General features: G+C 41.3%; 22 protein-coding genes. 20 read left to right on the top strand and 2 right to left on the bottom strand.

Annotation, left to right across the window (positions count from 1 at the left end; all coding sequences use genetic code 11):
* The first annotated feature begins 2 nt into the window (after nt 1–2).
* Nucleotides 3–1,160: a flagellin gene (locus V6984_RS00385; RefSeq protein ID WP_342757859.1), complete on the top strand. Its 1,158-nt coding sequence runs from the start codon at nt 3–5 to the stop codon at nt 1,158–1,160.
* 16 nt (nt 1,161–1,176) lie between these two features.
* Nucleotides 1,177–1,653 (top strand): flagellar protein FliS, encoded by a 477-nt coding sequence (locus V6984_RS00390; RefSeq protein ID WP_342757860.1) that lies wholly within the window; start codon nt 1,177–1,179, stop codon nt 1,651–1,653.
* Here the strand turns inward: V6984_RS00390 and V6984_RS00395 are convergent.
* Nucleotides 1,615–1,902 (bottom strand): DUF2508 family protein, encoded by a 288-nt coding sequence (locus V6984_RS00395; protein WP_342757861.1) that lies wholly within the window; start codon nt 1,900–1,902, stop codon nt 1,615–1,617. The genes V6984_RS00390 and V6984_RS00395 overlap by 39 nt on opposite strands.
* Before the next feature lie 170 nt (nt 1,903–2,072).
* Here V6984_RS00395 and V6984_RS00400 point away from each other — a divergent pair, with 170 nt between their 5' ends.
* The 8 genes from V6984_RS00400 to V6984_RS00435 all read left to right on the top strand — a co-directional run bounded on the left by V6984_RS00400 (nt 2,073) and on the right by V6984_RS00435 (nt 9,293).
* Nucleotides 2,073–2,345 carry a pro-sigmaK processing inhibitor BofA family protein gene (locus V6984_RS00400; protein ID WP_342757862.1) on the top strand — a complete coding sequence of 91 codons (273 nt, stop codon included), beginning with the start codon at nt 2,073–2,075 and terminating at the stop codon, nt 2,343–2,345.
* 246 nt (nt 2,346–2,591) lie between these two features.
* The gene (locus tag V6984_RS00405; protein WP_342760071.1) at nt 2,592–3,104 is read left to right on the top strand and encodes an A24 family peptidase; all 513 of its coding nucleotides are present in this window, start codon (nt 2,592–2,594) and stop codon (nt 3,102–3,104) included.
* On the top strand, nt 3,104–4,114 hold the full coding sequence (locus tag V6984_RS00410) for a hypothetical protein (protein WP_342757863.1): 1,011 nt from the start codon (nt 3,104–3,106) through the stop codon (nt 4,112–4,114). Before V6984_RS00405 ends, V6984_RS00410 begins: the two co-directional genes overlap by 1 nt.
* Nucleotides 4,098–5,324: a CpaF family protein gene (locus V6984_RS00415; protein WP_342757864.1), complete on the top strand. Its 1,227-nt coding sequence runs from the start codon at nt 4,098–4,100 to the stop codon at nt 5,322–5,324. Before V6984_RS00410 ends, V6984_RS00415 begins: the two co-directional genes overlap by 17 nt.
* The gene (locus V6984_RS00420) at nt 5,284–6,045 is read left to right on the top strand and encodes a type II secretion system protein F (RefSeq protein ID WP_342757865.1); all 762 of its coding nucleotides are present in this window, start codon (nt 5,284–5,286) and stop codon (nt 6,043–6,045) included. The genes V6984_RS00415 and V6984_RS00420 overlap by 41 nt, the downstream gene beginning before the upstream one ends.
* Before the next feature lie 48 nt (nt 6,046–6,093).
* Nucleotides 6,094–7,563 carry a type II secretion system F family protein gene (locus V6984_RS00425; protein ID WP_342757866.1) on the top strand — a complete coding sequence of 490 codons (1,470 nt, stop codon included), beginning with the start codon at nt 6,094–6,096 and terminating at the stop codon, nt 7,561–7,563.
* Between the two features lie 84 nt (nt 7,564–7,647).
* Nucleotides 7,648–7,833 carry a Flp1 family type IVb pilin gene (locus V6984_RS00430; RefSeq protein ID WP_342757867.1) on the top strand — a complete coding sequence of 62 codons (186 nt, stop codon included), beginning with the start codon at nt 7,648–7,650 and terminating at the stop codon, nt 7,831–7,833.
* On the top strand, nt 7,830–9,293 hold the full coding sequence (locus tag V6984_RS00435; protein WP_342757868.1) for a DUF5702 domain-containing protein: 1,464 nt from the start codon (nt 7,830–7,832) through the stop codon (nt 9,291–9,293). Before V6984_RS00430 ends, V6984_RS00435 begins: the two co-directional genes overlap by 4 nt.
* A 90-nt stretch (nt 9,294–9,383) precedes the next feature.
* Here the strand turns inward: V6984_RS00435 and V6984_RS00440 are convergent, their stop codons facing one another.
* A complete protein-coding gene (locus tag V6984_RS00440) occupies nt 9,384–9,548 on the bottom strand; it encodes a hypothetical protein (RefSeq protein ID WP_342757869.1) in 165 nt (54 codons plus the stop codon).
* Between V6984_RS00440 and V6984_RS00445 the strand changes: the two genes are divergently transcribed.
* From V6984_RS00445 to V6984_RS00490, 10 genes are all read left to right on the top strand, one after another.
* Complete coding sequence (locus V6984_RS00445) at nt 9,547–10,278, top strand: hypothetical protein (RefSeq protein WP_342757870.1); 732 nt, start codon at nt 9,547–9,549, stop codon at nt 10,276–10,278. The genes V6984_RS00440 and V6984_RS00445 overlap by 2 nt on opposite strands.
* A 208-nt stretch (nt 10,279–10,486) precedes the next feature.
* The gene (locus tag V6984_RS00450; RefSeq protein WP_342757871.1) at nt 10,487–10,909 is read left to right on the top strand and encodes a prepilin peptidase; all 423 of its coding nucleotides are present in this window, start codon (nt 10,487–10,489) and stop codon (nt 10,907–10,909) included.
* Nucleotides 10,902–11,345 carry a TadE family protein gene (locus V6984_RS00455; RefSeq protein WP_342757872.1) on the top strand — a complete coding sequence of 148 codons (444 nt, stop codon included), beginning with the start codon at nt 10,902–10,904 and terminating at the stop codon, nt 11,343–11,345. The genes V6984_RS00450 and V6984_RS00455 overlap by 8 nt, the downstream gene beginning before the upstream one ends.
* A 4-nt stretch (nt 11,346–11,349) precedes the next feature.
* Complete coding sequence (locus V6984_RS00460) at nt 11,350–12,735, top strand: DUF6382 domain-containing protein (protein ID WP_342757873.1); 1,386 nt, start codon at nt 11,350–11,352, stop codon at nt 12,733–12,735.
* Between the two features lie 169 nt (nt 12,736–12,904).
* Nucleotides 12,905–13,963 (top strand): rhomboid family intramembrane serine protease, encoded by a 1,059-nt coding sequence (locus tag V6984_RS00465; protein WP_342757874.1) that lies wholly within the window; start codon nt 12,905–12,907, stop codon nt 13,961–13,963.
* A gap of 18 nt (nt 13,964–13,981) precedes the next feature.
* A complete protein-coding gene (locus tag V6984_RS00470; protein ID WP_342757875.1) occupies nt 13,982–14,968 on the top strand; it encodes an SCP2 sterol-binding domain-containing protein in 987 nt (328 codons plus the stop codon).
* A gap of 60 nt (nt 14,969–15,028) precedes the next feature.
* Entirely contained in the window at nt 15,029–15,439 is a 411-nt protein-coding gene (locus V6984_RS00475) for an HIT family protein (protein ID WP_342757876.1), read from the top strand.
* A gap of 15 nt (nt 15,440–15,454) precedes the next feature.
* Nucleotides 15,455–16,297: a fumarate hydratase gene (locus V6984_RS00480; protein WP_342757877.1), complete on the top strand. Its 843-nt coding sequence runs from the start codon at nt 15,455–15,457 to the stop codon at nt 16,295–16,297.
* 46 nt (nt 16,298–16,343) lie between these two features.
* The gene (locus V6984_RS00485; RefSeq protein ID WP_342757878.1) at nt 16,344–16,895 is read left to right on the top strand and encodes a Fe-S-containing hydro-lyase; all 552 of its coding nucleotides are present in this window, start codon (nt 16,344–16,346) and stop codon (nt 16,893–16,895) included.
* Nucleotides 16,896–16,927: 32 nt separating this feature from the next.
* A complete protein-coding gene (locus V6984_RS00490; RefSeq protein ID WP_342757879.1) occupies nt 16,928–17,635 on the top strand; it encodes a lysophospholipid acyltransferase family protein in 708 nt (235 codons plus the stop codon).
* Nucleotides 17,636–17,676: the final 41 nt, after the last annotated feature.

The raw sequence follows: 17,676 nt of genomic DNA on the forward strand, positions 1-17,676 counted from the left end.
ATATGAAAATTTGCTATAATACACAGGCGATGATTGCCAACAACGCACTCACAAGAAACGACGACAGACTTTCCCAGTCCCTGCAGAAACTGTCCTCAGGTCTGAAGATCGTGGATGCGAAGGATAATCCGGCAGGCATGGCGATGGGTAAAAAGATGAATGCTCAGATTAAAGGCATTGGCGTTGCTTCTCAGAACAGCAGCGATGCGATTTCCGTTATCGAGACGGCTGACGGTGCTTTGGCCGAGGTTCATGACATTTTGCAGAGAATGAACGAATTAGCCGTGAAGGCCAGTACGGGAACGATGGGCGATGTGGACAGGGCTACGGTAGAAGAAGAGATCAAACAGCTCAAGCAGGAGATCACGCGAATTGCAGAGGATACGCAGTTTAACGGGCAGACGCTTTTGAATGGCAACTTCGATTTGAAGGGATATACAAACAATGCCGATGCAAAAGTGGGATATTACTCCGATGGAGTGACACCGGGAGCGTATACAATTGATGATCTGACTGTTACTTTCAATCCGGATGGAAGTATCGACCCTGCATCTGTAATTTATAATCTTAATGAAACAGGATCTCCTGCATTTCCGACGGACGCGGCAGTTACTGAAGTAAATGGAAATACGATTAAGATTACGAGCGCGGGAGACCCGTCTTTTGAAATTAATGTAAAGATAAATCCGGATAGGGATGTATTGACAGGCGATGTTATTACGACTCCGAAAGTATTAACAGGCGTAGAGCTGGATATCACCGGAATCGGTGCGATGACCATGCAGATCGGTTCCAATGAAGGGCAGACACTGGACATCCGTATTTCTACCATATCCTTGGATGAAATGGGACTCAAGAACCTCAGCGTAGCGGACCAGGCCAGCGCAGTAGACGCAATCGACAGCATTTCAGGCGCTATTCAGTATATATCCACCGCAAGAAGCCGGCTCGGCGCATACCAGAACCGCCTGGAGCACAGCATCAGCAGTCTGGATATTACAAGCGAAAATATGACGGCCGCATATTCCAGAATTATGGATGTTGATATGGCTGAGGAAATGACGGAATATACGACCATTCAGGTAATTTCTCAGGCTAGTATGTCCATGCTCGCACAGGCGAATGAAAGACCGGCACAGGTACTGCAGCTTTTGCAGTAAGGAGAGGGATGGATTCATGACGAAAGAACTGAAACAGGAATATACCTTGAAAATAACACAGGCGAACAAGACTCAGCTCATTACCATTCTCTATGAAATGATTCTGATTTATGCAGAAGAAGGAAGAGCAGCACATGCCAAAGAGGATAGACTGGGATTCAGGGAAGCGATCCGCAAAGCAAGAGGCTGTGTGAACGAGCTTTTGACTTCGCTCAACTTCGAGCAGAGCCTTGCGATGAACTTTTTACAGCTTTATTTATATGTGAATAGAGAACTGGCAAAAGCAGAGGTCCGGAATATCACGGAACCGTTCGATCACATTGAAAAAGTGATAGAAGGTCTTCACAAAGCTTATGAAAAGCTCGGCGAAATGGATACTTCCGGACCAGTTATGGAAAATGTTCAGACGGTTTATGCGGGTTTGACCTACGGTAAAAATAATTTAAACGAGAACCTAGCCGATCAAGGCTTTGACCGCGGGTTCAGGGTGTAGCTCTTCTTCAGGCAGCAAATTAATTTTTGCTGCCTGTTCTAATAAGAATTTATATCTTTTCAGAACAGAGTTCACCTCATATATATAGCAGTCGATTAAATCCGGATCGGTCACGTTGTCAAAACCGGCGTAAGCATCCTCCAAGGCGCAGCGGGTTTTTTCGATATCCGCTAAAATACTGTTTCTTTCCATTTCTTTTTCGCTGATGTTCTGGTTGTGATAGATAGCCTGACTAAAGCAGATTTTCATACAAACACCTCTTTTTCATAAAAAAAATATCTCCAATAATTTCCTCTTTTTCTAAGTATAGACACTATAAAAGCAAATATTCATGGAATAAGAAAAAAGTACAGGTCATATATTGTAAAGCAAAGAACTAAACTTGCATGGCATGAGGCCGAAAGGAGCAGGATTAAAAAATGGATAATTATATGGGCGCAATCATGATAGCTGCATCGTGTATTCTTGTGCTTCTCATAGGTGCATTTCGCAAAAAGAAGGAGTGGATCATCAACTTTATTCTGCGGGCAGTAATCGGTACGGCGGTAGCTTTTTTCGCAAATGGCTTCCTGGTTTCTCAAGGTCTTTCCATTGCAATCGGTATAAATCCCATTACAGTTTTGACATCTGGGATCCTCGGTTTTCCGGGCCTCATCATGCTTTACGGGATAAATCTATACACCCTTTTGTGAAGATGTGACAAAATTTTATTTTTTCATAGAAAGCACTGGACAAGCTTATTTTTAACAATTATAATTCATTTTACAGTTCAAACATATTTCTTTAAAGAATTATCTCAGGGAACAAAGACGAGGAAATGATTTCCGTTGTCCGATTCGTTCCAAAATTTCAAAACGCTTATATATTACATGTATGCAAAAAAAGGAGTGATGTGTATTATTTTTGTAATATTAATATTGTTGATGCCAGCGGTTATCATGGATTTTTTCTTTGATAAAATCTATAACGAATGGATTCTTGTTTTATTTATGACAGGAATGTCATATGCGATTTGGAACGGAGGCCTTGAAGGAGCCATAAAGGCCCTCGTATCCATGACTATTCCCTTCTTTCTATTATACCCGCTTTTTATGATCGGAGTCATGGGAGGAGGAGATGTGAAGCTGTTATCTGTAATGGGAAGTTTTTTTACAGTAAAAGAGATTTTTGTTTGTGTAATGTTATCATTTCTGTTAGGAGCTATTTTTTCATTGCTGAAAATGGCTGCAGAGAAAAACTTTTTGCAGCGGTTAAGGTATCTTTTGTCGTATGTCTGCGACGTTTTCAAGAGTAAAGAATGGAAGCTATATGAAATTCAAAAAAATAAGTTTGTTCAAAAAAATGGATCTGAAGAAATAAAAGCAAGAAAAGAGAGGAATAAAGGGAAAATACATTTTGCATTGCCGGTTTTGCTCAGCGTAATGCTATTAAAAGGGGGATTTACATTATAATGGATCAAAAAGTTTTAGCGGTCTGCGATAAGGAGGAGAAATATCTTTACCGACTCGTAGAATGTCTGGAAAACAGAGAGCTCCTGCCTTTTTCGATTTGTGCCTTTACGAACGAAAGAGCGCTTAGAAAATTCAGCAGCAAAACGAAAATTGAGCTTTTGCTCATTGCGGAGAGCCTCTATGAAGAGGATTTAAAGGGGCTTCCGATTGAGCATATCCTTATTTTGAATGAGAGCGGAAACGAGGCGGGTGACGGAATAAAAAATATTAATAAATATCAGTCGGCGGAAGGAATTTTCCGTGAAATCATGGAAAGCTGTATGGAAAATGTGCAAGCGGCCTCTACGCGTCGGCTATCGGGAAACCCGATGAAGATTATCGGAAATTATACCCCCATAAGAAGATGCCTGCAAACTACTTTTTCTCTTACCATGGGTCAGATATTGGCAAAAAAGCATAAGGTCTTATACATGAACTTCGAAAACTATTCAGGACTAAGTTATCTGCTGAATCGGGAATTTAACGTAGACATTAGTGATGTGCTGTATTATTTCAACTGCGAAAGAGAAAAGTTGGCGTATCGCCTGGCGGGAATGGTGCAATCGATAAACGGTATGGACTTCATTCCGCCAGTAGTTTCCTATCAGGATTTAAGCGGAGTGACAGGGGAACAATGGCTGCATTTGTTTCAGGAAGTCGAAGCGGCCTCCTCCTATGAGTACTTGATTTTGGATCTTTCAGAACAAATGCATGGACTTTTTAATATTCTGCGGCAATGCTTCAAGGTCTACACGATAACGAGGGAGGATGGGTTTGCTGCAGCCAAAATGAAACAGTATGAAGCGATGCTGAGTATGACAGAGTACATGGATGTGGCGGCTAAGACAAAAAAATGGAACCTGCCTGTTTTCCACAGGCTTCCGGATGGCCTGGAGCAGTTAACCCACGGGGAATTGGCATGCTTCGTAAAAAAAATCGTCGAGGAAGATATCTATGAGCAGACAGGATGAAACAAAAAATAAACTGAAAGCGATGATTTTAGAAAGAATCGATTTTTCGAGAGAATTACCGGATGAAGAAATCAAGGATATGATCGACGAACTGGTAATAGGGGAAAGCAAGCGGCGGCCGATTGATTTGGAGGAGAGAAGGCATCTTAGGCAGGAACTTTTTTATTCCATAAGGAAGCTGGATGTTTTACAGGAACTCGTAGATGACACAAGTGTCACAGAAATCATGATTAATGGACCGGAAGATATATTTATTGAGAGAAGGGGAAGGGTATGCCGCTACGAGATGAAGTTCGAGTCCGCCGGGAAACTGGAGGATGTCATTCAGCAGATGGTAGCAGGCTGTAACCGGACGGTAAATGAAGCGTCTCCGATTGTAGATGCCAGGCTGCAAAACGGCTCCCGTGTCAATGTGGTTCTAAGTCCTGTAGCTTTAAACGGTCCCATCGTAACCATAAGAAAATTTCCCGACAATCCGATTATGATGAAGGACTTACTTGCCTTTGGCACATTGACGGAAGAAGCTGCCGGATTTCTGGCCAAGCTGGTTGAGGCGAAATACAATATCTTTATCAGCGGGGGAACCGGCTCAGGAAAAACAACGTTCTTAAACGCACTTTCCTATTATATTCCGCAGGAGGAAAGAATCATTACCATAGAGGACAACGCAGAGCTTCAGATTAAAAACATTCCGAACATAGTGAAAATGGAAACCAGAAATGCAAATGTAGAGGGCTGTAAGGAGATTACCATAAGAGATTTGATTAAGACGAGTCTTCGCATGAGGCCGGACAGAATTATTGTAGGTGAAGTACGGGGAGGGGAAGCAATTGACATGATGCAGTGCCTTAACACAGGACATGACGGTTCCATGTCTACAGGACATGCTAACAGTTCGGCAGATATGCTGAACAGGCTTGAGACCATGGTTCTGATGGGAATGGATCTGCCGGTTTCGGCAATCAGGCAGCAAATTGCCTCAGGTATAGATATCATCGTTCATTTGGGCCGGCTTAGAGATAAGAGCAGAAGAGTATTGGAAATTGTTGAAGTAATTGGATATGAAAACAATGAAATTCGCTTGTCGGTATTATATTCCTTCGAGGAGGAAGGAGAGGAGAAGGATGGAAGAATAATAGGAAGGCTGAAAAGAAAGGAGGAGCTGACTCATGTTAAAAAGCTTAAAATGGCAGGCATATCTCTCAAATAAAAAAGAAATCGGTTTTGATAATTTAAAAGGTATTGTGGAAGGAACTGTTCTCGTTCTGGTGCTGGCCCTTTTCTTTTATCGATCTCTTTGGGGGGCAATCTTTCTTTCCCCATTACTCTTCCTATATATGAAGGAAAAGAAAAAAGCCATAGCTTTGAAGAAAAGGAGGGAAATACAAATACAGTTTAAGGATGCGATATTGTCTGTATCGGCAAACCAAAAGGCTGGCTATTCGGTGGAGAATTCCTTTAAACAGGCATATGCAGATATGGTCTTATTATACGGCAAAAATAGTCTTATTTGCAGAGAACTATACATCATCGGCGCTGGTCTTGGAAATAACGTGATTTTAGAAAAGCTCTTATATGATTTCGCAAAAAGGAGTCAGACAGAGGATGTGCTGGAATTTGCTCAGGTTTTTGCCGTAGCAAAGAGAAGCGGAGGAAATATGACGGAAATTATAGAGAGGAGCGCTTCGGTAATAGATGAAAAGGTGGAAACCGAAAAGGAAATTCAAGTGCTGCTGGCGGCAAGGCAGATGGAGCAAAAAATTATGAATGTCATTCCGTTTGGAATAGTTTTATACATACAAATTACTTCCAAGGGCTTTTTTGACATACTGTATCATAATCTGCCGGGAATAATTATAATGACCGCCTGCCTTGCTGCATATATAGCCGCAGTGATGATTTCAAGAAAAATCGTCAATATCGAAATATAAAATAGATAACTAGAAAAAGTTTTCAGCTTTGAAGGGAGAATAATAAAAATGTTGGTCGTTTACGCAGCAGTATTGATTCTTTATATTGCCTTATTCTTCATTTCTACAAGATATAGAGAAAAGGAAGCTCGACATAAGAGAACTCCTTTTGAAGAAATGGGAATGTACATATATAAGAAATGTTATGGTAAAAAGCCTTTTTTCCCTAATAAAACAAAAAGTCATTTGGAAATGCTGCATCCAAAAGAGGCGATGGGAAAGAAAAAGAGCGATTCCTATAACAGTCTTGTGGATAGATATTATGTCCGCAAAATCAGTCTTGTACTTCTTTTAATTTTTATTGGGGATGTGTCTGCAGTAATCTTAAGTTTAAACAGCCAAAACGAAGGAATATTGACGGACGGGAGGTATATACAGAGGAATACTTACGGGGAAGGAAGTATTGAGGCTGATTTACAGGCAAAAATCGCGGAGGGAGAGGAGGAAAGCAGTCAGGAATTCCGTTTGACTATTCATGAACGCAAGTATGAAAGGGAAGAGCTGCAGACACTTGCAGAAGAAGTCTCAAAGCTTCTTCCGGGCATCATGCTGGGCAGCAACTCTTCTCAGGAGGAGATAAGGAGTAAGCTCAATCTGGTGCGGAAAATAGACGGGTATCCTTTTCAGATTTCCTGGGAAAGCGACAACTACGAGTTGGTATATACGGACGGTATTGTTGTCAATGAACAAGTGGAGAAGAACGGAGAAATGGTAAATCTTACGGCCGCACTCACCTATGAAGATTACAGAGAGGAACACGTCTTTGCTGTCCGGATACTGCCTCCGTCTTACTCCAAGGAAGAGACAATAACAAAAAAGATTTATGAAGCATTAAAAGAACAGGAGGAGCTGTATGGCAAAGAACAGCAAATGCAATTGCCCGATACGGTGGGAAATATAAAACTGCAATGGACGGAAATAAAGAATGACGGCAGCGGCTATTTATTCCTTCTTGTGTGCTTAGGAGCCGTGTGCATTTATTTCCTTCAGGACAGGGATTTGAAAGAAAAAGCAGAACAAAGAAACCGTCAAATGCTGCTGGACTATCCGGGCGTTATAAGTAAGCTTACCCTTTATATGGGGGCCGGGATGACAATACGCAACGCCTTTTGCAAAATCGCATATGACTATAGGAAGGAAAGTATTTTTCGTTATATATACGAGGAAATGCTTATAACCTGCTATGAATTGGATAATGGAATCTCAGAAACATCGGCATATGAGAATTTTGGTAAGCGATGCCGCCTGCCGCAGTATACAAAGCTCAGCAATATTTTGATACAAAATCTAAGAAAAGGCAGCAATGGAATATTAACGGCTTTGCGCCAGGAAGCGGCAAATGCTTTTGAAGAGAGAAAGAATACGGCTAAAAAGATAGGAGAGGAGGCAGGAACAAAGCTATTGTTTCCGATGATGCTTATGCTTGGTATTGTAATGGTACTCATTATTGTGCCCGCTTACTTTTCTTTTTCCATTTAATTGTTAAATCGACAAAGGCGTGAATAAGAACAAAATATATATAAGCAGAGATTAAAAATTATAAAATATGAAAGGGAGAAGAATATGGAAAGAAAATTAAAGAACTTTAAAAATTTTATTTGGGAGGAAGATGGACTGGGAACGGTAGAAATTATATTGATTTTAGTGGTTTTAATTGGTCTTGTGATCATTTTTAAAAAGCAGCTTCAAGCCCTGGTGTCGAATGTCTTTAATAAGATTAGTGAAGACAGTAATACAATTATCTCATGAAATACGGCCAACCCGCGAAAAGCGGTTATCTTACAGTATATCTTTCGCTCTCCCTTATACTTCTCCTCTCCCTCATACTGACATTAGCTGAAGGAGCAAGAATCAATACGATCCGGATGGAAAGCGAATGTGTAGCGGATATAGGGATGAATAGTGTGTTGGCGGAATTTCACAGAGAACTTTTGGAGCAATATGATTTGCTCTTTGTGGATAGCTCATATGGAACCGCATCCCCTTCTGTGGAAAAGTCCGCACAGCACCTCAGAAATTATATGCAGAAAAATTTTACTGCCGGGGAACAAGGACCTGCCAATGTGCGGGACTGGCTGTTGCTGTCTGTGGACAAGGCTGTTCTTTCGGAATATGCCATCGCCTCGGACAATAACGGTGATGTGATGAAAGGGCAAGCCCTAGCCTACATGAAAGAAAGTACAGCGGAAGGAATGCTTTCAGAAGTGGTTGGCCGTATATCGGAAGATATCTCTTTATTAGAAGGGCTCGGATTGGATACGAGAAATATAGAAGGGGAGAGGAACAATATTCAGGAGCAGATAGATGCTATAGAGCTTCCTAAGGAAATAAATGAAAATGATGAGGAAGTAGAAATACCACTTAATAATCCTGCGGATAAAGTAAATTCATTTAGAGCAGGCGGTATCCTCTCGCTGGTATTGAAGGATACCACTTTGCTATCGAGCACAGCCATTCATACAAAGGACTACATATCCCATAGGGCCATATATAAAGGGACGGGGCCTTCGCCGGAAGGCCCAAGCGTAGGCGGAGTGGTCAATAATCTTTTATTCGATGAGTATTTAATTGAAAAATGCAGCAGGTATGGAGAGGAATTGGATAAATCTCTGCTGAAATATCAGATTGAATATATCCTTGAAGGAAAAGCATCTGATAAGGAGAATTTGGAAAGTATAGCAAAGCGGCTTTTGACTTGGCGGGAGGTCTCCAATGTAATTTATATTTTGTCGGATTCTGAAAAGTGTACACAGGCCAGAACTCTGGCTCTTAGTCTGACGGCAGTCTTGCAGGTTCCTGCGCTGACCGAACCGGTTAAATATTCCATTTTATTTGCATGGGCATATATAGAGAGCCTATATGACGTGAGGTGCCTTTTAAATGGTGGTAAGGTACCAATACTAAAGACAAGCGCGGATTGGAAAACAGATATTGACAGTGTGGTGAATTTCAGCGGAGCCATACAAGATGAGAATAAAGGGGAAAACGGACCCACTTATGTAGATTACTTAAGAATTATGTTGTCTTTGGAAAATGATGATACGAAAAAGCTGCGTACCATGGACATTATGGAAATGGACATACGCATGACGCCCGGTAACATTTATTTTAGAATGGATGCTTGCTTTGACAGCTTCCTGGCCGATATTTCGATTTCCAGCGGATTTGGCTATCACTTCGACATAAGAAAAAGATATGGCTATAATTGATTGCCTGTAAACAAATTATGCGATAAGGAGGGGAAAAACGGTGTCCTTTTTTTGGGTAAATAAAGCAAAAAACTATAATCATATCAAAAATCAAGCAATTCTCCGGGCAAGGTTCTCATCTGCAATTCTAAATAACATACGCTTGTTATTCAAAAAGAAATCCAAAAAAAGGATATCGTTCTTCCCCTCCTTAAGCTGCAAGGCCAGCATGACGGTGGAAGCGGCGCTTGCAGTCCCCTTTTTTCTGTTTTTCATGATAAATGTCTTGGTTGTCTTCGATATGCTCCGGCTCCATGGGAATATCGCGGGGGCCGTACATCAGACCGGAAATCAAATGGCCTTTTGCGGATATGTTTATAAGAATATGGAAGTGCAAGGGTCCTCGTTTTCCGATGACATAAGTTCGATCGTTATATCGGAGGGGTATGCGAGGGGCAGGGTAATTAGTTTGCTCGGAGCGGACTATCTGGATAATACTTGTCTTTCCTCAGGGACAGCAGGGCTGCACTTTGTCAATTCTTCCATTATGAAGGAGAATGATATTATTGATTTAATTGCCTCCTATAAAGTGAAGCCGCTTATCGGAATAATCGGATTCCCTGATTTTCCTATGGAAAATAGATATTACGGACGGGCCTGGACCGGGTATGATGTAGAAAACGGACAAGGCGGACAGGAAGAGGACCCAATTGTGTTCATTGCTGAAACCGGCGTGGTATACCACATGTCGAGGAGCTGTACATATCTGTGTCCCTCCATAAATATGATTTCTGCCTTCGAAAAGGATAACATACGCAATGAGCAGGGAGAAAAATATTATGCATGCGAAAGATGCGGCAAAGGTGGGATTCAAGCAGTTCTGTATATTACCATGCAGGGAAACCGGTACCATAACTCTCTGAAATGTTCCGGATTAAAACGGACGATTTATACCGTTCATTTATCTGAAGCAGGGGGAAAGGGAAAATGTTCCAAATGCGGATAAAAGTTAACAAAGGTTACAAGTTTCATAATTATCAAATAAGAATACCATCGCCTGACAAGGCCTTATACGCCCGTGTGTGTTATTGCCAGACGACGGTAAGGAAAAGGAGAGTAATGTGAAAAATGAATTTTTCACAGCATAATTTATTATGCTTGCAAATATGGCCCAAAGTTTGCAGGCTATGAGAAAGGCATGGTTATTAATATAAATGAAAATAGATATGGGGTATATGGCGGCAGCTTTTATAGCAATATGTTGTATTTTTGACATAAGAAAGAAGGAAATACCGATTTTTATCATCGTGGCTTTTGGGATTTTATCCTTAATTGCCGTGGCAATTGCACAAAAGCCTGAACTATATTCAGTCCTGTATTCCTTGATTCCTGGGGCGGCGATGCTGGGGCTCAGCCTTTGTACAAAGGAAAGCATAGGATATGGTGACGGCTTTGTAGTCCTCGTGTTAGGTGTACTGCTCGGTTTTGTGGAATGTGTATTTGTCGTTTTGGCAGGACTTTTTCTGTCGGCAGTTGTCGGACTCGTTCTGCTCGTGTTTAAAAAGGTGAGAGGAAAAAGCCGAATGCCTTTTATGCCATTTCTTGCTGCGGGATTGGGGGTCGTATTCTTTGTCTGATTTTTTTAAGAAAGGAATGAGAGGATACATGACGGTAGAGGCGGCTATGATCATGCCTTCGGTTATTCTTTTGATGGCGCTTTTATTATATATTTCTTTTTTTCTCTATAACAGATGTATTCTTTCTCAGGATGCGTACCTTCTGGCATTTCGAGGAAGCATACAAAGAGAGGCGGATGGGAACGCCGTGCAGGGATATATAGAGGAATCCGCTAAGGATCAGTTCGGCAATAAATATATAGGAATGAAACTACTTGAAAAAAGCTTGGAGGTGAGCAATAAAAAAGTCACGGTAAAGCTGGAAGGAGGAACTGTTAACGGATGGGTGCTAACGGCTGCAGGCCAGGCGGAGAGAAACGACCCCGTAGAATATATTCGAAAGATCCGACTTATGAAAAAAGCATGGAAAAGAATGCAAGATATGGAGGAGGATTAGTTAAGTGGTTGCGGTGGATGCTAAATATTATAAAGATTTAAGCCATAATTATTTAATTTTGAGAAACACAGAAGTTGAGGAAAAAAGTGAATATCAAAATAAAATGATTACAGGGAATAAGATGAAACGCCTTCTTCCATGCATTATTAGAAATATAGATGATGAGGTTCATTTTTATTATGAGATAAGCTCAAGGCAAAGTATAAAAAACTTTTATGAACGAGGAGGAATGAAGTATGAGCGGATGTTTCAATTGTTCGAATACCTTCTTGAGGCCTCAAAGGAAGTGAGGGAATATCTGCTTGAGGATAATCGCCTTTTGCTTTCCCCGGAATATATTTATGTAAATCCTGAAGGAGAAGAATTCTTTTTTGTGTATTATCCGGGAAACGGAGATACACCGATAATGCCGCTAGCCGAATTTTTACTTGAAAAGGCAGATAGGGAAAGTGAAAAAACGGTACAGATAATCTATAAAATATATGAGCAGATGCAGGATGAAAACTTTGTATTGCCGGAGATTATGAATTTATTTCATGAGCCTGTCGATTATGGTGCTGCAAATCAGGAAATTAAGAATGGCCCAGTAATAAAAGATACTGAGGAAACGAGCAGCATCCAAACGGAATCATGCACAAATGAACAGAATGGATCACTATGCAGGGATTGGCTTAACCAGGAGGCACAGGAGTGTGTTACAGATGAGAACGAAGAAGACAGCACATTGGCAAAGAGCAACATGATTATTTCCGGAATTTTACTAATTCTTTGTATAGGTGCAATGGTGGGTGTTTTATGCATTCGATATTTTTGTGTATTATCAATAGAAGAATCAGTATTGACAGTAGCCGGTATAATAACGCTTGTTATTATTTCTTCGTTTTTACTATTATCACTTATTATGGTACCTGTCAGAGGAAGAAGAGATTATGGGGGAAGAAAAACCGGAAAGGAAGAAAATGAAGAGCCGCAGCAATATATGACAGTAGATGATTATTTTCAACAGAAGGAAGAAAGGGAGGACTCATCAGAAAGTGGAAAAGAAAAGGAGACTATTTATGGAAGCACTGTTTTTATAGAGGCATCCTTATACAGCATAGAAAATAAATTATATGGAACAAATAAAGGAAATAAATATCATATTGATTTAAATGAGCTGCCCTGTACGGTAGGAAAGATGGCGGGGAGTGTGGATTTCGTCATTAAGGACAGTTCAATAAGCAGAATACATGCACGATTTACGAAGGAGGGAGAAAATATATACGTAACGGATCTCAATTCAACAAACGGCACCTTCAAGAACGGGCTTCGCCTGGAGCCGAATGAAACGGCAGGCATAGAAGCAGGAGATGAGATAAGATTTGGGAAAATGACATTTTGCTATCGGTAGTCCAGATTCATCTTATTAAATTCGTTGACACAAATATTTGAAAATGTTACCCTTTACCATAGTATAATATTAAAACGAGCGGAAGCGCTCGTTTTGCCAAATGACATTATTTATTGATTGGGAAGTGTGATTTTTGGCTTCCTAAATATTATAATAGTCGGGAGACATTATGGTAAGAGAGCAGCTAGAGCTTTTTCTGACCGGAGAAGGCTATAATAAAATTCCATCCAATCTGCCGGAATTTACATTTTATTTTCATATGGAAAATAATTATGTGAATGTTTTCCATATCATTGATTACAGAAATGAGTTATATATTTCGGAGGACCAGTATACGCATATAAAGAAAAAGATAGATGAACTTTTCGTAGAAAAGGGGATTACGAATATTCATATTTTATCTTTAATTTTGTGTACAGATTATGTGAAGGCAAAGAAATTGTGCAAAGACGATTCCTTATGCTGGATTATAGATCCTTTTCATGAGCGGCTGATTGTATATGAAAATCAAGTCAGCGACTTTTACGGAATGCGCGGTAAGCTGGAATATTGGCTGTCGCATCTTCCCGAAGCTGCATGGCAGGAGCCGCGGGAGGAAGTGCCGCCTAAGCAGGGCTACAAAAAGCTTCCTTTTATCACAATTTCCTTGGTAATCATAAACATCGTTATTTTTCTAATATGTACATTCACCGGTGATTTGTTATATAATATAGGGGCATTCAGTGTTGCCGACTTTTTTTCCGGCAAAGAGTATTATCGTATTCTTTCCTGCATATTTTTGCACTGGGATATCAATCATTTGGTAAGTAATATGCTGGTGCTTTATTACTTGGGGGAAGTGGTGGAAAAGCATTTTGGACATGTGAAGTATATAGTTATATATTTTGTGTCGGGAATCTTTGGAAATCTCCTGTCCATGAGTTATGAATTATATACCAGCAATTATGCGATGTCGGCAGGGGCCAGTGGTGCTATATTCGGAGTGATAGGTGCACTGTTGTTTCTGGTACTCATCCATAAGGGACATTTGGAACAGATTACACTGAGCAGATTGCTGTTTATGATATTTTATTCCCTATACAGCGGATTTGTAGGGACAAATATAAATAATGCGGCTCATATCGGCGGATTTTTAAGTGGTGTAGGAACTGCATTTATAATATGGCTTTTATCTTCGGGCAAATTTCGGACAAAGAGTAACGAAGATGCAGCCCGCGGAGGCTTTTAAGGAAAGGAAAGTTTTTACATGAAAATTAACATCTATTACGGCGGCAGGGGATTAATCGATGATCCAACCCTATTTGTAATTAATAAAATACAGCAGGTGCTGGAGGAACTTCGGGTTAAAGTGGAGCGCTTCAATTTATTCGAGCTTAAAAACAGTATTACTACATTGCCTCAAACGTTGAAAGAAGCAGACGGCATTATTCTTGCCACTACTGTGGAATGGTATGGGATTGGCGGGTATATGCAGCAATTCCTGGATTCCTGCTGGCTATATGCTGACAAGGAGAAGATAAGCAGTATATATATGTGCCCTATCGTGATGTCTACTACATACGGAGAGAGGGAAGGAAAGCTTAATCTGACCTCCGCATGGGAGATCCTTGGAGGGCGCCCTTGCAGCGGCATATGCGGCTACATAGCGGATACCTCCTTACTGGAGACAAATGCGGAATATGTTGCTTTAATAGAAAAAAAAGCGGAAAATATGTATCGGACAATAAATCAGAAAATGGCTAGCCTGCCCGCCAGTAATCAGGCGATTAAGCAGGCGGTATCGCGGGTCCAGATGGATTTGACTCCGCAGGAAACGGAGCAGCTTTCTCAGTATGCCTCCGACGACAGATATGTGCAGAGGCAGAAGGAGGATATTCAGGAACTTACCAGTATTTTCAGAAATCTGATAGATAATGCGGACGGAGAAGAAAGCGTAGAGGTCATCGATAAATTCAAGCAAAGCTTCAGCCCTCAGCCTGGCTTTCACGCCGTATATAGAATCGTTATCGAAGGGAGGAAGAAACATCTGATTATTAAGGTGGAAAATGCGGACTTGCAATGCTCTTACGGCACCGTGGATCATGCGGATGTGGAATTGCAGCTAAACTCTCAGATATTGGATGATATTATTTATGCTAGGATGACATTTCAAAGGGCATTTATGTCCGGGGTGATGAAGCTGAAGGGCGATTTTAAGGTGCTTCGTACTTTGGATCATATTTTTGTATTTTAATAACTCTGCATCGTTATTTTTAGGGCGCAGGCAACCGCTGAAAGGAGTGCGAATATAGGTATGAGAGATGACAACTGTATTTTTTGTAAAATAGCGAACGGAGATATTCCGTCGAAGGAAATCTATGAGGATGAAGAATTTAAGGTAATCTTGGATTTGGGGCCGGCTACCAAAGGACATGCGCTCATTTTGCCGAAGAACCATTACCGCGATTTATATGAATTGCCGGACGAAGCGGCAGCAAAGGTTATGGTGCTTGCTAAAAAGCTGGCGACCGGAATGTCCGGGAAGCTAAACTGCGATGGTTTTAATCTGGTACAGAACAATGGAGAAACGGCAGGCCAAACGGTATTCCATTTTCACCTGCATCTGATTCCCCGCTACAAGGACGACGGACAGACGTTAGGATGGAAAGCGATGAAGCCCTCGGAAGAAGAGCTTGATGAAGTGCGAAAAAGAATCGTTGAATAATTGAAGGGTTGACTTATGAGAACGATACAAGTGTCTGTTATTGCGGATAGTATAAAAGAAATGTGTATAGAGGCCAATCATTATTTGCCGGAGGATATGAAGACAGTAATGAACGAGGCATCGTCTTCAGAAAAGGCACCTTTGGGCAGGCAGGTTTTATGCCAGTTACAAGAAAACCTTGAGATTGCGGCAAAGGATATGATTCCCATTTGCCAGGATACCGGAATGGCGGTTATTTTTATGGAGATTGGTCAAGAGGTTCATTTCGAAGGCGGCGTTTTAGAGGATGCGGTCAACGAAGGCGTGAAATCAGGATATGAAGAAGGCTACTTAAGGAAATCGGTGGTTAAAGACCCTTTGATTCGTGAGAATACAAAGGACAATACGCCGGCAGTGATTCATTATGAAATTGTACCGGGAGAAGAAGTGAAGATTACAGTGGCTCCAAAGGGATTTGGCAGCGAGAACATGAGCCGCGTGTTCATGTTAAAGCCTTCCGACGGTATAGATGGAGTAAAGGAGGCAATACTGACTGCTGTAAAAGACGCAGGTCCGAACGCATGTCCGCCTATGGTAGTGGGTGTGGGAATTGGAGGTACGTTTGAAAAGTGTGCCCTGATGGCGAAGAAGGCGCTCACAAGATCGGTGAACAAACGCTCGGATATTCCTTATATAAAGGAAATGGAGGAAGAGCTGCTTGAAAAGATCAACAAGACCGGAATCGGCCCCGGAGGACTAGGAGGGAGCACCACCGCGTTTGCGGTCAATATAGACACCTATCCAACACATATAGCCGGACTTCCGGTAGCTGTAAATATTTGCTGCCATGTAAACAGGCATGCGGTGAGAATTATTTAGAAGCTGTTGAGTATCGCTTAAATAGAGTGAGAGGATTGTGGATATAATGGATAAGTATATAAATGCGCCAATAAGCAGCGAAACGGCAAAAGAGCTGAGAGCCGGAGATTACGTTTATATTACCGGAACTATTTATACTGCACGGGATGCCGCCCATAAGAGAATGTATGAAGCTTTGGAGGAAGGAAAGGAACTTCCCATAAATCTCACGAATAATATCATATATTACATGGGGCCGTCACCGGCACGTGAGGGCAGATCCATCGGTTCCGCAGGGCCTACTACGGCAAGCCGTATGGATAAGTATACTCCGGATTTTCTTGATAGAGGATTGAAAGGGATGATCGGGAAGGGTAAGCGGACGGAAGCGGTCAGAGAAGCAATCTTACGTAATGGAGCAGTATATTTTGCGGCGGTGGGAGGCGCAGGAGCACTTCTGTCGCGATCTATTAAAAGCTCAAAGGTAATTGCATACGAAGATCTCGGTACAGAAGCTATTCGTGAATTGCAGGTAGAGAATTTTCCCGTTATTGTTGTAATCGATTCGGAAGGCAGCAACTTATACGAGACGGCATTGGAAAAGTATAAAGAATTATAATCCTTAAATATAAAAGGCAGGAAGAAGATAGTATGTATAGAATTATGATGATGGTCTTAAGATTGTTTTTGAAAGTGCCTTTTTATCTTTTGCAAATATGGTGGTATGGGAAAAGCAGCAAGAAAACTTATGAAGAGGCATATGCTGTCGTGAAGAAGACGACCATAGCAGCAAACAGGGCCGGAAAAGTCAAGATAGAATCTTTCGGTCTGGAAAATATACCCAGGGAGAACGGGTTCATATTCTTCCCTAACCACCAAGGGTTGTATGATGTGCTGGCATTTTTGGAATCTTGCCCGGTTCCTTTCGCTTTCGTTATTAAAAAGGAAGCAAAGAATGTCATATTGCTCAAACAGGTAACGAAAGCTCTCGGCTCCATCGCCATGGACAGAGATGATATCCGTCAGTCGATGAAGGTCATACAGCAGGTTACGGAAGAGGTAAAAGCCGGAAAAAACTTTCTTATTTTTGCGGAAGGCACCAGAAGCCGTGAGGGCAATAAGCTGTTGAATTTTAAGGGCGGAAGCTTTAAAAGTGCCCAGAAGGCAAAGTGTCCGATAGTACCTTGCGCACTGGTGGATGCATTCAAGCCGTTTGACGAGAAATCGATAAAACCGTTAACTGTGAAAATCATATATCTCCCCCCGATGTATTATGAAGAATATAAGGATATGAAGACGATGGAAATAGCGGCAGAAGTGAAACGCCGTATAGAAGAGGTAATAGCCGGACACATATAGATAATATAAAAAAAGAAATGGAATTATTGTAGGTTTGTCAA

The organism is Kineothrix sp. IPX-CK, from assembly GCF_039134705.1.
Taxonomy (GTDB): Bacteria; Bacillota; Clostridia; order Lachnospirales; family Lachnospiraceae; genus Kineothrix; species Kineothrix sedimenti.

Excerpts from the sequence above, each read along its gene's own strand:
- V6984_RS00385 (WP_342757859.1), top strand. The coding sequence starts at position 3 with ATGAAAATTTGCTATAATACACAGGCGATGATTGCCAACAACGCACTC.
- V6984_RS00390 (WP_342757860.1), top strand. The coding sequence starts at position 1,177 with ATGACGAAAGAACTGAAACAGGAATATACCTTGAAAATAACACAGGCG.
- V6984_RS00395 (WP_342757861.1), bottom strand. The coding sequence starts at position 1,902 with ATGAAAATCTGCTTTAGTCAGGCTATCTATCACAACCAGAACATCAGC.
- V6984_RS00400 (WP_342757862.1), top strand. The coding sequence starts at position 2,073 with ATGGATAATTATATGGGCGCAATCATGATAGCTGCATCGTGTATTCTT.
- V6984_RS00405 (WP_342760071.1), top strand. The coding sequence starts at position 2,592 with ATGGATTTTTTCTTTGATAAAATCTATAACGAATGGATTCTTGTTTTA.
- V6984_RS00410 (WP_342757863.1), top strand. The coding sequence starts at position 3,104 with ATGGATCAAAAAGTTTTAGCGGTCTGCGATAAGGAGGAGAAATATCTT.
- V6984_RS00415 (WP_342757864.1), top strand. The coding sequence starts at position 4,098 with ATGAGCAGACAGGATGAAACAAAAAATAAACTGAAAGCGATGATTTTA.
- V6984_RS00420 (WP_342757865.1), top strand. The coding sequence starts at position 5,284 with ATGTTAAAAAGCTTAAAATGGCAGGCATATCTCTCAAATAAAAAAGAA.
- V6984_RS00425 (WP_342757866.1), top strand. The coding sequence starts at position 6,094 with ATGTTGGTCGTTTACGCAGCAGTATTGATTCTTTATATTGCCTTATTC.
- V6984_RS00430 (WP_342757867.1), top strand. The coding sequence starts at position 7,648 with ATGGAAAGAAAATTAAAGAACTTTAAAAATTTTATTTGGGAGGAAGAT.
- V6984_RS00435 (WP_342757868.1), top strand. The coding sequence starts at position 7,830 with ATGAAATACGGCCAACCCGCGAAAAGCGGTTATCTTACAGTATATCTT.
- V6984_RS00445 (WP_342757870.1), top strand. The coding sequence starts at position 9,547 with ATGATAAATGTCTTGGTTGTCTTCGATATGCTCCGGCTCCATGGGAAT.
- V6984_RS00440 (WP_342757869.1), bottom strand. The coding sequence starts at position 9,548 with ATGAAAAACAGAAAAAAGGGGACTGCAAGCGCCGCTTCCACCGTCATG.
- V6984_RS00450 (WP_342757871.1), top strand. The coding sequence starts at position 10,487 with ATGAAAATAGATATGGGGTATATGGCGGCAGCTTTTATAGCAATATGT.
- V6984_RS00465 (WP_342757874.1), top strand. The coding sequence starts at position 12,905 with ATGGTAAGAGAGCAGCTAGAGCTTTTTCTGACCGGAGAAGGCTATAAT.
- V6984_RS00470 (WP_342757875.1), top strand. The coding sequence starts at position 13,982 with ATGAAAATTAACATCTATTACGGCGGCAGGGGATTAATCGATGATCCA.
- V6984_RS00475 (WP_342757876.1), top strand. The coding sequence starts at position 15,029 with ATGAGAGATGACAACTGTATTTTTTGTAAAATAGCGAACGGAGATATT.
- V6984_RS00480 (WP_342757877.1), top strand. The coding sequence starts at position 15,455 with ATGAGAACGATACAAGTGTCTGTTATTGCGGATAGTATAAAAGAAATG.
- V6984_RS00485 (WP_342757878.1), top strand. The coding sequence starts at position 16,344 with ATGGATAAGTATATAAATGCGCCAATAAGCAGCGAAACGGCAAAAGAG.
- V6984_RS00490 (WP_342757879.1), top strand. The coding sequence starts at position 16,928 with ATGTATAGAATTATGATGATGGTCTTAAGATTGTTTTTGAAAGTGCCT.